At 36.5% G+C, this 11,676-nt stretch carries 14 protein-coding genes; 6 read left to right on the plus strand and 8 right to left on the minus strand.

Annotated features, from left to right (window positions below):
* Nucleotides 1–27 precede the first annotated feature (27 nt).
* The 3 genes from ABD692_RS14125 (at nt 28) to ABD692_RS14135 (ending at nt 2,491) form a co-directional block, all read left to right on the plus strand.
* Nucleotides 28–1,257 carry a serine hydrolase domain-containing protein gene (locus ABD692_RS14125; RefSeq protein WP_344768000.1) on the plus strand — a complete coding sequence of 410 codons (1,230 nt, stop codon included), beginning with the start codon at nt 28–30 and terminating at the stop codon, nt 1,255–1,257.
* 201 nt (nt 1,258–1,458) lie between these two features.
* Nucleotides 1,459–1,764 (plus strand): YbaB/EbfC family nucleoid-associated protein, encoded by a 306-nt coding sequence (locus ABD692_RS14130; RefSeq protein WP_316755237.1) that lies wholly within the window; start codon nt 1,459–1,461, stop codon nt 1,762–1,764.
* A gap of 49 nt (nt 1,765–1,813) precedes the next feature.
* Entirely contained in the window at nt 1,814–2,491 is a 678-nt protein-coding gene (locus ABD692_RS14135) for a metal-dependent hydrolase (protein ID WP_344768004.1), read from the plus strand.
* A gap of 52 nt (nt 2,492–2,543) precedes the next feature.
* On the opposite strand, the gene ABD692_RS14140 is transcribed toward ABD692_RS14135, so the two are convergent.
* The 3 genes from ABD692_RS14140 to polA form a co-directional block, all read right to left on the minus strand.
* Complete coding sequence (locus ABD692_RS14140) at nt 2,544–2,873, minus strand: hypothetical protein (protein ID WP_316755234.1); 330 nt, start codon at nt 2,871–2,873, stop codon at nt 2,544–2,546.
* Nucleotides 2,874–2,969: 96 nt separating this feature from the next.
* Nucleotides 2,970–3,827, minus strand: coding sequence for an energy transducer TonB (locus ABD692_RS14145; RefSeq protein WP_344768006.1), 858 nt, complete (start codon nt 3,825–3,827; stop codon nt 2,970–2,972).
* Nucleotides 3,828–3,830: 3 nt separating this feature from the next.
* Nucleotides 3,831–6,641, minus strand: coding sequence for a DNA polymerase I (polA, locus tag ABD692_RS14150; RefSeq protein WP_344768008.1), 2,811 nt, complete (start codon nt 6,639–6,641; stop codon nt 3,831–3,833).
* Nucleotides 6,642–6,797: 156 nt separating this feature from the next.
* Between polA and ABD692_RS14155 the strand changes: the two genes are divergently transcribed.
* Complete coding sequence (locus ABD692_RS14155; RefSeq protein ID WP_344768010.1) at nt 6,798–7,481, plus strand: hypothetical protein; 684 nt, start codon at nt 6,798–6,800, stop codon at nt 7,479–7,481.
* A gap of 16 nt (nt 7,482–7,497) precedes the next feature.
* Here ABD692_RS14155 and ABD692_RS14160 read toward each other — a convergent pair whose 3' ends face one another.
* Entirely contained in the window at nt 7,498–7,845 is a 348-nt protein-coding gene (locus ABD692_RS14160) for a carboxymuconolactone decarboxylase family protein (RefSeq protein WP_316755227.1), read from the minus strand.
* Between the two features lie 61 nt (nt 7,846–7,906).
* On the opposite strand from ABD692_RS14160, the gene ABD692_RS14165 reads away from it, so the two are divergent.
* On the plus strand, nt 7,907–8,269 hold the full coding sequence (locus ABD692_RS14165) for a hypothetical protein (RefSeq protein ID WP_344768012.1): 363 nt from the start codon (nt 7,907–7,909) through the stop codon (nt 8,267–8,269).
* On the opposite strand, the gene ABD692_RS14170 is transcribed toward ABD692_RS14165, so the two are convergent.
* Together ABD692_RS14170 and trmB are read right to left on the minus strand one after the other, a co-directional pair.
* Nucleotides 8,262–8,591, minus strand: coding sequence for an MGMT family protein (locus tag ABD692_RS14170; RefSeq protein WP_344768014.1), 330 nt, complete (start codon nt 8,589–8,591; stop codon nt 8,262–8,264). The genes ABD692_RS14165 and ABD692_RS14170 overlap by 8 nt on opposite strands.
* Complete coding sequence (trmB, locus tag ABD692_RS14175; RefSeq protein ID WP_344768016.1) at nt 8,591–9,241, minus strand: tRNA (guanosine(46)-N7)-methyltransferase TrmB; 651 nt, start codon at nt 9,239–9,241, stop codon at nt 8,591–8,593. Before trmB ends, ABD692_RS14170 begins: the two co-directional genes overlap by 1 nt.
* Before the next feature lie 106 nt (nt 9,242–9,347).
* Here trmB and fcl point away from each other — a divergent pair, with 106 nt between their 5' ends.
* Nucleotides 9,348–10,274 (plus strand): GDP-L-fucose synthase, encoded by a 927-nt coding sequence (fcl, locus tag ABD692_RS14180; RefSeq protein ID WP_344768018.1) that lies wholly within the window; start codon nt 9,348–9,350, stop codon nt 10,272–10,274.
* Here fcl and ABD692_RS14185 read toward each other — a convergent pair whose 3' ends face one another.
* Together ABD692_RS14185 and ABD692_RS14190 are read right to left on the minus strand one after the other, a co-directional pair.
* Nucleotides 10,275–10,844 carry a Crp/Fnr family transcriptional regulator gene (locus tag ABD692_RS14185; RefSeq protein WP_344768020.1) on the minus strand — a complete coding sequence of 190 codons (570 nt, stop codon included), beginning with the start codon at nt 10,842–10,844 and terminating at the stop codon, nt 10,275–10,277.
* Nucleotides 10,845–10,893: 49 nt separating this feature from the next.
* On the minus strand, nt 10,894–11,676 hold the full coding sequence (locus ABD692_RS14190) for a GLPGLI family protein (protein ID WP_344768022.1): 783 nt from the start codon (nt 11,674–11,676) through the stop codon (nt 10,894–10,896).

Consider the following 11,676-nt stretch of genomic DNA (forward strand, 5'->3'; position numbering starts at 1 on the left):
GTTTTAAATTCCATACTACCTGAATAAATGAATTTTCGATATATAGTTTCTGCATTTGCCATCTCCATAACCCTCTTAACTGCTTGTAACAGCGAAAAATCTGAAGAAAAAAAAGCTGCTGATGCAAAAGTTCGTGTTAAAGAAGACGACAAAGCAGACAGTTTATTAATTGCTTACAACCCAGCCAAAGGCGATAAATGGATCGCTGATTTTGTAGATAATTTGCACAAAAAATATGGCTTTAACGGCAATATGCTTGTTGCGAAGGATGGGAAAATTCTATATGAAAAAGCTATAGGGTGGGCAGATTACCTACATCGCGATAGCCTTAAAATAAATTCGGAGTTTGAGCTTGCCTCGATTACCAAAACCTTTACCGGAACAGCAATTATGCAACTCGTTGAAGCAAAAAAGCTTTCATTAGATGATAATGTAAAAAAATTCTTCCCTAATTTTCCTTATGAAGGCATTACGGTAAAGCTTTTATTGAGCCACCGCAGCGGCATGATGAATTATGTTTATTTCATTGACGATATCTGGCGCAAAGAGAAACGTCCGATGAAGAAAGGGGTAACCAATCAGGATGTAATGAATGTTATTGCCGAGAAAAAACCGAACCCATACACTAAACCTGATAATCGCTTTCATTACAATAACTCAAACTTTATGGTATTGGGTGCAATTATCGAAAAAGTTACTGGTCAACGCTATTCGCAATATATGATGGAACACGTTTTTAAACCCGCTGGTTTAAAAAACACGCATGTTTACAGCACTTCGGAATATGAGAAAATACCTGTTGATGTTGTTGGGCATGACAGAACCTGGAAATATTCGGTCGCACAAAACTTTTTAGATGGGCCTGTAGGCGATAAAGGAATTTACAGCACGGTACACGACTTAGTATTGTTTGATAAATACCTGAAAAACGGAAGACTTTTATCGAAAAACAGTTTAGATTCTTCTTATGTTGGTCGTAACAAACCTGTAAATGGTCATTTTAACTACGGTTATGGCTGGAGGCTTTTTGAAGGAGATAAAATGGATAAGGTGGTTTACCATACAGGCTGGTGGCATGGTTTCCGTCATATTTATGTTCGCGATTTAGATAAAAACATTGTTATTATTTTCTTAGGAAACTTAACCAATGGCAGTTTAATGCATTTGGATGATTTATATAAACATTTTAACATGCCTATTATTCGTAAAGGTGCATATCATGGCAACGGAAGTTTACCTGGCAGCGATGAAGATTAGGTTTTAGGAACATTCGATATAACGACTAACCTGAGTGCAATAAACCTGGGTGCAGCGATATGAATCCCGATTTTCGGGAGAGTTTAGCGAAACACGGGACTGCTGAAACCTATTGTAACAGGAACCTGCTTTTCTAAAAAAAATTACATAAACTGAAAACAAATAGCCTTAATTTCGTTTTATAATAAAACAGTTAATATTATGTTCGATAAGTTATTTGCGGCACAACAAAAAGCCGAAGAAATCAAGAAACGTTTGGATACCATTTCGGTATTCGGCGAGGTGGAAAATGGTGCCATAAAAGTTACTGCTACAGCAAACAAGGCCATTACAGCGATTACGATTGATGAAGATTTCTTAAAAACAGTTGATAAGGAAGAACTTGAAGAATTACTTTTAACGGCTGTTAATAAGACTTTGGCCACTGCAGAGGAAGTTAGTGCAACTGAAATGCAATCGGCCACGAAAGATATGCTGGGCGGTTTAGGCGGCATGTTTGGCCAATAAGCCCTACACATTAAAAAAATTCCTTTTCACAAGTTAAAATCTCGATATTATGAAGTTTACCTATTACGGCCAATCTTGTTTTCTGCTGGAAACAACAAGCAAAAAGCTTTTATTCGATCCGTTTATAACGCATAATCCTTTAGCTAAGCGTATAGATATTAAAGCTATTGAGGCCGATTATATTTTAGTAAGCCATGGCCACGGCGACCATGTTGCTGATTTAGCATTGTTAGCAAAACAAACTGGAGCAACGGTTATTGCTATGCCAGAGGTTGCTGCATGGGCAAAAGCGCAGGGTGTAGAAAAGCTGCATGAGATGAATTTCGGCAAGTTTACCTTCGATTGGGGCAAGGTTAGAATGGTTGTTGCTACGCACTCCTCTAGCTTACCAGATGGAAGTTACGGTGGAAATCCAGCTGGCTTTGTTTTAGAGGTTGATGGTAAGCAAATTTACTTTGCCGGAGATACTGGTTTAACCATTGAAATGAAGGTTTTAGCAGATATTTATAACTTAGATTATGCTATTTTACCAATTGGCGGAAACTACACAATGGATGTTGATGATGCTTTGGTAGCTACTAAATATTTAGAGTGTGATCAAGTAATTGGTGTACACTACAATACTTTTCCAGTTATTGAAATTGATACCGAAGAAGCATCTGACAAATTTAAGCGGGAGCATAAAACTTTACTTTTGCCAGCTATTGGCGAAACGATAACGTTGTAAAATAAAAAAGGTCCCAACTTTCGTCGGGACCTTTCAAATTATAAACCTAAACCTAGTTCTTTTTATTTGCTTTGTAACGCATATCTGCTGTGCCATCTTTTTTAGTTGGGCCTGCAACCTTTGTTACTGCTTTACCTTTATTTTCTTTAAAACGCATATCAGGCGTTCCGTCTGCTTTCATTTTCGAAGCTGTTGTGGTAGTTTTAGTTTCTACTTTTTTAGCTTCCATTTTAGTTGCAGCTTTTGCAGGAGCTACAGTAGTTTTAACTTCTTTTTTTACTGCAGTTTTAGCTTTAACTGGTGCTGTTGTTGCAGGTGTTTGAGCAAATGCTGTTGATAAACCAAATGCTGCGATTGCGATTAAACTCAATAATTTTTTCATGTTCCTAATTTTTTGTTTTACTCGTTTATTTGTTGATATAAAATTGATTAATTGGGATGAAGATTTAATGAAGATAGGAATAATAAATTATTAGATTTAATTCATGCTAAAATTTATGCTTAGCGTTTGAATCATGTCAACTGATTTTCCATCTTCAGTTGCAGGTATCCATTTTGGCGAACCTAAGGCCACTCTTCTGGCTTCATCGGTTAAGCTTTGATCTGGTGAATATATTACTTTAAAATCTTTCGCTTTTCCCTCTTTATCAATTGTGATCAGAAAGTAAACCTTACCCATTATTTTAGATTCCAATGCTTCTCTGGGATATCTAATACTTCTTCCCAAATAATTGTAAAACATTTTCATTCCTCCAGGGAATTTCGGTGGCGCTACATTTAGCAGCTTATTTTGGCGCTCATCATTTTCGTTGAGCACCCCATCTTTAAAAACCTTAATGGATTTTAGTTGGCCTTCTTCGTTGTAAAGATTCCAATCCCCTTCCATTTTCCCATTAACATAGGTGCCCTCTTCTATTTTCTTCCCATTTAGATAAAAAGAAGAATATGAACCGTTTAACAGGTTACTGGTGAAGGTTTGCACTTCCATAGGATTTCCTTCTGGATAGTACCTTGTCCAAATTCCAGTTTTCGAACCTTCTAAATAAAAACCAGAAAGACTAGTTTTTCCATTCTGATATTCGAAATAAGGGCCATCTAAGATGTGTAACTTTTCATCAGCAAAGGTTTCCTTTTTAAGGAGAACAAGATTTTTATCTGAAGTTGTTTTAATCCAGCTTGAGTTTTCACCCTTATATATTTTATAAACGGCAACAGCCTTTTCTAACTTCTTAACATCTTTACCGCCAATATTGGTATAGCTGTATAAAGTATCACTTTTTTGGGCTAAAGCAGATAAAGAGATCAAACTGAGTGCTAAAATCAGAATCTTTTTCATAAGTTAATGTGCGGCTAACCAATTTTCGCCTTCACCAATCTCTACCACAATCGGAACGGTAAGTTTAATTGCATTAGTCATTTTATCCTGAATGATGGCTTTCATTACTTCTTTTTCCGATTTTAAAACATCGAAAACCAACTCATCATGCACCTGCATAGTCATGGTTGATTGAAGTTTCTGGGCAATCATTTCTTTATGAATATTAATCATTGCAATTTTTATCATATCTGCAGCAGAACCTTGAATTGGTGCATTAATTGCATTTCGCTCTGCGAAGCCGCGTACTGTTTGATTTGCTGAATTAATATCTCTTAAATAACGTCTTCTACCCATAATGGTTTCTACAAAGCCGTTTTCCCTTGCAAAGTTCATGGTATCGCTCATGTAGCGTTTTATTCCAGGATATTGAGCGAAATACTGTTCAATAATTTCTGCTGCTTCCTTACGCGGAATCCCTAAGTTTTGAGATAAGCCGAAAGCTGATTGCCCGTAAATAATACCAAAGTTTACTGCTTTTGCATTCCTTCTTTGTGTGCCATCTACTTCTTCGATGCTAATTCCATAAACCTTTGCTGCAGTTGCTGTATGGATATCGATACCCTTTGTAAAAGCATCGAGCATATTTTCTTCCTTACTGATTTCGGCTATAATTCTTAACTCAATCTGAGAATAATCGGCAGATAACAAGATATGATTTTCATCTCTCGCGATAAAGGCCTTCCTAACTTCTCTCCCTCTCTCGGTGCGAATTGGAATATTCTGCAGATTCGGATTGTTTGAGCTTAATCTGCCAGTTGCGGCTACGGCTTGATTGTATGAGGTATGAACACGGCCGGTTTTTGGGTTAACCATTAATGGCAGCGCATCTACATAAGTTGATTTAAGCTTCTGCATTTGACGAAAATCCAATATATCCTGTACAATATCGCTCTTACTCGCTAAAGCTGTTAAAACATCTTCACCTGTTTGATACTGGCCTGTTTTAGTCTTTTTGGCTTTTGGATCGAGTTGAAGTTTATCAAATAACACCTCGCCTAATTGCTTTGGCGATGCCAGGTTAAATTTCAATCCCGCCTTTTCATAAACACTTTGCTCTGCTTTTGCAATCTCCGTTTGTAATTCTAAAGAATAGGCTCTAAGGGTATCCATATCTATCCGAACGCCTTCCTTTTCGATATCGGCTAATACATAAACTAACGGATTCTCTATTTCTTCGGCTAATTTTGCCGCATTTAATTCTTTTAGTTTTGGTTCAAAAACCTGTGCTAACTGCAGGGTCACATCTGCATCTTCTGCTGCGTAATCTACAACATCAATTACAGGTACATCACGCATTGTACCCTGATTTTTACCTTTAGGGCCAATTAACTTCGTAATGGAAATCGGGGAATAACCAAGATAGTTTTCAGATAAAACGTCCATTCCATGCCTGGTATCTGGATCGATTAAGTAATGTGCCAACATGGTGTCGAAGAGTTTTCCTTTAACCTGTAGACCATACCATTTAAAAACCAGGATATCGTATTTGGTGTTCTGACCGATTTTTTCAATCTTTTCATTTTCCAGCACCACTCTAAATTCGTCAACAATTGCCTGTGCTTCTGCACGAGCTTCGGAAACTGGAATGTAATATCCTGTTCCAGCTTTTATTGAAAACGACAAGCCAACCAAGTCTGCCGTATTTGCATCGGTTCCAGTAGTTTCAGTATCAAAGGAAATTCGATCCTGCGTTAAAAGCAATTTTATTAAATCGGCCCTTTGCGCAGCTGTTTCGATCAGCTGATAATCATGCGCTGTATTTTCTATTGTTTTGGCAGGAAGTTTTTCAGCAGGTTCTTCTTCAAGGGTATTGGTATATTGAATGGCTTCTCCTCGCTGATTACCGAATAAATCGGTTTGTGTTCCTTCCTGAAATTTTGCAGTGGTAACCGAAAATTCATCACCAAAAACACGGCGGCCCAGGGTTCTAAACTCCAACTCAGTAAATAGGGGTTCTAATAAATCGCGGCTCGGATCGCAGAGTTCTAAATTTGCTTCATCCAGTTCAACAGGAACATCTAACAATATGGTTGCTAATTTTTTAGAGAGCAAACCTTGTTCAGCAAAGTTTTCTACATTTTCACGCTGTTTACCTTTAAGTTCGTGCGAATTGGCAATAATGTTTTCCATCGAACCATACTGCTTAATTAAAGCCTTTGCAGTTTTCTCACCAATACCTGGAATTCCTGGAATATTATCTACTGCATCTCCCCACAATCCTAAAATATCAATTACCTGCAGGACATTCTCGATCTCCCATTTTGCAAGAATTTCCTTAACGCCCAATATCTCCATATCGTTACCCATTCTGGCAGGTTTATAAATGAAAATATTTTCTGAAACCAATTGCGCAAAATCCTTATCAGGCGTCATGCAATAAACCTGATAGCCTCTTAGCTCTGCTTTCTTTGCAAGCGTACCGATAATATCGTCGGCTTCATATCCATCTGATGTAATTACAGGAATATTAAAGCCAGTAATCAACTTAATTACATAAGGCATTGCAGCCGCTAAATCTTCGGGCATAGCCTGGCGTTGTGCTTTGTATGCTTCAAAGGTTGTATGTCTTTCTGTTGGGGCTTCGGTATCAAAAACTACGGCCAAATGTGTTGGCTTTTCTTTCTTTAAAACATCGAGTAGTGTATTGGCAAAGCCCATTACAGCCGATGTATTTATACCAGTTGAGGTAAAGCGTGGATTTTTACTTAATGCAAAGTGCGCCCTGTACATTAACGCCATTCCATCTAAAAGAAAAAGTTTTTTGTTATTCATGTGATTACACAGATTTAATGATTGCCGATAAACTGAATTTATCAGCTTAGTAAATTAACCAAAGTTAATAATCTGACGAAACTAAAACGCATGAAATTTTAGGAATGATGTGCCAAAAGCATTAAAATTGCGTTATCCTAATTGTTAACCTTTACTATGAAGATTCTTAGCTTTTTTACTGCCTTATTTTTATTAAGCATTTTTTCTGTTGCTGCGCAGGATTTTATTGTGAAAAATAATGATGATGTAATTCGCGGCACCATAAAAGGAACTGATTATTTTTCTGTTTTTATTAGTGAGAATGATAAAACGGATGTAATTCTTCCTGCAAAAGAAGTGAAGAATTTTTTTTGGAATGGTAATAGTTATTTAAGCAAAGGATTTGCTAACAAAAAGAATTTCGAGTACCGCTTTGTTAAATTAATTGAAATGGGTACGGTAAATTTATATGCTTTTGGAGGCGAGATGTTAATGCCGCCAGTTAAAGAAAAGAATGTTAGATTCAGGCCTTCAATTGGAATTGGGACAGGAACAGGTGGTTATGGCGGCATGGGAATGGGTGGCGGAGTAAGTATTGGTGGTGGCAGAAGCAATGTGCCAGACAGACCTGCAGGGGCTCCCGTCGTAAGGTATTTTATTGAAAAACCTGGAGCAGGACCTTTACAGGAAATCCCAATTAAAGCAATTACAGACGACCTTAGAAAAGCTGAAGTAAAAACCATTCTTCTTCAAAAATTAGGCGACCAGCCAGCTATGAAAGAAAAAGTTGAGGCAAATACCGCCTTAAACAGTCGCGATGTAATTGAACTGATTAAGGCGTATAACGAGATTAAGAAATAATAAATTGAATCAGCTGTTACTCAGCCGAATTCAACTCATCCCAATATTCAACGGCTCTTCTATAATGTGGTATCACTATACTTCCACCAACAAGGTTAGCAATCATAAATATTTCATTCATTTCATCGCTGTTAACGCCTGCATCGTGGCATTTACCTAAATGATATTTTATACAGTCATCGCAACGCAAAACCATCGAGGCTACTAAGCCCAGCATCTCCTTAGTTTTAACATCCAGAGCACCCTCAGCATAAGAAGTAGTATCTAAAGCAAAAAAACGCTTGATATTGGTGTTTGCTGTTTCCATTATTCTATCGTTCATCTTTTCGCGATAGCCATTAAATTGTTCTATTAATTTTCCCATTATAATTTTTTAAATCTTTTTTCTACAAGTTAATTGTTTATACAACAAACCACTAAACGCCATGAAAATTATTACCTCAAAATTTCACGCCATTTTAGATTTTGTTCTGATTATAGCATTATTGGCATCACCCAGTATTTTCGAACTTAGTAGCTCGGCAGCAACTTTGTGTTATGCTTTAGGGGTAATCCACTTTTTACTAACCATAATTACTGATTTTAGTGGCGGTATTTTTAAAATTGTAAATCTAAAACTGCACGGATTAGTTGAGGTAGCCGTAAGTATTTTATTGGTAGTTCTGGCATTTACATTTTTTAAGGGAAACTTGGTTGATGAAATCTATTTTGCCTGTTTAGGCCTTTTAATTTTAATCATTTTCACCCTTACCGATTACCAGAAAACACCTCCATTAATTACTAGGTAATTTCATCAATTGGATTCCAGAAAACCTTTTTAAAGTTTACTACTTTATCATTTTTCACTTCTACACCTTCTTTCGCCAACAGTTCTTCCATTAATTCTGGAGGACTAAAATGAAACTTACCCGTTAGCAAACCAGTACTGTTTACTATTCGGTGCGCAGGAACTTTTGGATGCGCAGTACCTGCAAAAGCCATTGCGTGACCTACCATTCTGGAAGATTTTGCAGCACCTAAACTTTTAGCGATGGCGCCATAAGAGGTTACCCTTCCTTTGGGAACCAACCTGGCAATTTCATAAACCTGTTCGTAAAAGTTAGTATTCATTATTCAAATGAAAATTGAATGTAGTTTATGTTTTTATCGTGCAGCAAATATTTTTTCTCGTAATAAGTTTTAATTGATAAAACTTCGTCAGCAAATTCTGATGTGTACAGGTGATCTGTATTTTTATGGACTTTTAACCCCAATTCTTCTACTTTTTCGCAAGTGTAAGCATAAAGCTGATCGTTATCTGTTTTAAGATTAACCTTACCACCTTGCTTTAAAGCCTGCTTATACCTGTTTAAAAATGCAGGAAAAGTTAAACGTTTTTTTTCGCGGCTATCCTGAGGTTGCGGATCTGGAAAGGTTATCCAAATTTCATCAATTTCTCCATCAGCAAAATAATCTAATAAATTCTCGATTTGAATTCTTAAAAAAGCAACATTGTTAATGCCTTCCTCAATTCCCGTTTTAGCGCCACGCCAGATTCGGTTACCCTTATAATCTACACCAATAAAATTTTTATCAGGAAATAACTGCGCTAAATTAACCGTGTATTCGCCTTTACCGCAAGCCAATTCTAATACAACAGGATTGTCATTTTTAAAGTGTTCCTTAGCCCAATTTCCTTTTAAAGGCTTGCCTTCTTCTAACTGATATACGTTTGCAAACGTCTCTATTTCTGCAAATCGTCTTAATTTATCTTTACCCAAAAGTTTTTTTTGACAAAAATACAATTAAATCGATTATCAGCTTATTATTTTTCTTAGTTGTATTTATAAATCATTTCGTATTTTTGATATTACATAGAAAGTCCCATTGAAAAAAAATGCAAAAATATATGTCGCAGGTCACCGCGGCATGGTTGGCTCAGCCATTTATAGAAAACTGCAAAAAGAAGGTTATACCAATCTTTTAACCAGAACTTCTGCCGAACTTGATCTTCGTAATCAGCAAGCAGTAACCGATTTCTTCGCATCAGAAAAACCAGAATATGTATTTCTGGCAGCTGCCAAAGTTGGGGGCATTGTTGCCAATAACACTTATCGAGCTGATTTTCTTTTTGAAAACCTGGCCATTCAAAACCATGTAATTCATAACGCTTATTTAAATGGTGTAGAAAAGCTAATGTTTTTAGGCTCAAGCTGCATTTATCCTAAGATGGCTCCACAGCCGCTAAAGGAAGAATATCTGTTAACTGGCCTATTAGAAGAAACTAACGAACCCTATGCAATTGCAAAAATTGCCGGTATAAAAATGTGCGATGCTTATCGCGACCAGTATGGCTGCAATTTTATTTCTGTAATGCCGACAAATTTATACGGTTATAACGATAATTATCATCCTCAAAACTCGCACGTTTTACCTGCCTTAATTCGTAAAGTGCATGAAGCAAAAATTAACAACGAAAAACAAGTAACGGTTTGGGGCTCTGGCGCTCCCATGCGTGAATTTTTATTTGCTGATGATTTAGCCGATGCTTGTTATTTTTTAATGGAGACCTATAATGAGCCAAACTTAATTAACATTGGTGTTGGCCATGATTTAACCATAAAAGATTTAGCACTTTTAATTAAGGAAGTAATTGGTTTTGATGGAGAGTTGGTTTTTGATGCCAGTAAACCAGATGGAACACCACGTAAATTAATGGATGTAGAAAAACTTCATAGTTTAGGCTGGAAGCATAAAATCGAATTAAAGGAAGGCATTGCTTTAGCTTATCAGGATTTTTTAAGCAGATATTAATTATTTCTTAGCCCTGATTTTACTTAAAAACTCTGGTGTAAACCCTAAATAAGAGGCTAACATATACTGCGGAACACGTTGTACAAACTCTGGGAATAAGCCGTTAAAATGGTGATACCTTTCCTCGGCTGTGAAACTGTATAAAAACATGATTCGCCTTTGAGAAGCCTGATGATTCTTTTGCAGGACTAGTCTGAAATACCTTTCAATTTTTGGTATTTTTTTGAACATTTCATCATAGTCATGTTGGTCTATTGCAATTACTTCCGTGTTTTCTGCGGCCTGAATAAAAAACTCGGAAGGCTTTTGAAATAAGAAACTGGTAAGATCGGTAAGCCACCAGTTTTCGATGCCAAATTGTGTAGTTTGTTCAGCGCCCTTTATATCTATAAAATAAAGTCTTATGCAACCTTTTACAACAAAATAATTAGCTCTGCAAACCTGGCCTTGCTCCAGCAAGAAAGCTTTCTTTTTAAAAGAAAAAGATTTGAATAACGAGGCAAGTATTTCCTGCTCATCGCTCTTCAAATCTATAAATCTGTTAATATGGTTAAAAAGTTCGTTATACATTTAGCTTTGAGAAATCAGGCTAAAATTAAGCATAATTTCAATGAAATGTTTATAGCGAAAATGCCTTGAGATCGGGTTGTGCCCACTCACCCCAGTCTTTCATTGCAGCCATTAAAACCTTTTTCAAACCTGCATTATCAACTGGCTTACCTTTAGTTGGTGGTAACAATTCTTTTTCCGGAACGGTTACTTCGGTAACTTTTGTGGCGAACCAGGTAATGTTTTCGTGCGGCAAAGCAAGCCCAAGGATCATTCCTGGTAAACCTGCGAAAGATTCTGGACCACCCGAAACAGCGATCTGATTTGCATAATAAGCTACAACGTATACAGAATCCATGATAATTGCATTAGCTCTGCGGCATTCGTAACCCGCAATTTCACGGGTTTCATCTGTAATTTTCCAGTTTATTTTTCGAACACTGTCTTTAACTAAGTAAGTGGCCTCGTAAACACTTTTTTGTGTTGTGCTGCTTTCGGTTTTAAAATCGGTACCAACAATATTTTTTAAATCAGCAATTGGATTATTTGCAATCCAATTATTGTTACCTGAGGTAGATTCCTCTTCGAACCTATATAGTCCTTTATCAGTGTTAAATTTTAGTGTACTTTTTGCAGCTTTAAATTGGGGGTTGTTTTTTTTATAATTATCAAAAGCCTGATTCATATAACTTTCGTTATTCTTATTTATGCGTTTTTTAATAAGCGCATATATGTTGGATCGCTTTTCGAATTCGATAATTCCATTCTTTACAAAGTGTACATTTTGTGCTAAACAATTATCAGCAATAAAAATAATTGCGCAAATGAATGTAAGTTTTAACGTTGTTTTCAT

Source organism: Pedobacter ginsengiterrae, assembly GCF_039537385.1.
Taxonomy (GTDB): Bacteria; Bacteroidota; Bacteroidia; order Sphingobacteriales; family Sphingobacteriaceae; genus Pedobacter; species Pedobacter ginsengiterrae.

What these genes read in the sequence shown, in the direction of transcription:
- polA (WP_344768008.1), bottom strand. Translation starts at nt 6,641, where the DNA reads ATGAATAACAAAAAACTTTTTCTTTTAGATGGAATGGCGTTAATGTAC.
- ABD692_RS14185 (WP_344768020.1), bottom strand. Translation starts at nt 10,844, where the DNA reads ATGTATAACGAACTTTTTAACCATATTAACAGATTTATAGATTTGAAG.
- ABD692_RS14140 (WP_316755234.1), bottom strand. Translation starts at nt 2,873, where the DNA reads ATGAAAAAATTATTGAGTTTAATCGCAATCGCAGCATTTGGTTTATCA.
- ABD692_RS14125 (WP_344768000.1), top strand. Translation starts at nt 28, where the DNA reads ATGAATTTTCGATATATAGTTTCTGCATTTGCCATCTCCATAACCCTC.
- ABD692_RS14165 (WP_344768012.1), top strand. Translation starts at nt 7,907, where the DNA reads ATGAAAATTATTACCTCAAAATTTCACGCCATTTTAGATTTTGTTCTG.
- ABD692_RS14135 (WP_344768004.1), top strand. Translation starts at nt 1,814, where the DNA reads ATGAAGTTTACCTATTACGGCCAATCTTGTTTTCTGCTGGAAACAACA.
- ABD692_RS14145 (WP_344768006.1), bottom strand. Translation starts at nt 3,827, where the DNA reads ATGAAAAAGATTCTGATTTTAGCACTCAGTTTGATCTCTTTATCTGCT.
- ABD692_RS14155 (WP_344768010.1), top strand. Translation starts at nt 6,798, where the DNA reads ATGAAGATTCTTAGCTTTTTTACTGCCTTATTTTTATTAAGCATTTTT.
- ABD692_RS14190 (WP_344768022.1), bottom strand. Translation starts at nt 11,676, where the DNA reads ATGAAAACAACGTTAAAACTTACATTCATTTGCGCAATTATTTTTATT.
- ABD692_RS14160 (WP_316755227.1), bottom strand. Translation starts at nt 7,845, where the DNA reads ATGGGAAAATTAATAGAACAATTTAATGGCTATCGCGAAAAGATGAAC.
- ABD692_RS14130 (WP_316755237.1), top strand. Translation starts at nt 1,459, where the DNA reads ATGTTCGATAAGTTATTTGCGGCACAACAAAAAGCCGAAGAAATCAAG.
- ABD692_RS14170 (WP_344768014.1), bottom strand. Translation starts at nt 8,591, where the DNA reads ATGAATACTAACTTTTACGAACAGGTTTATGAAATTGCCAGGTTGGTT.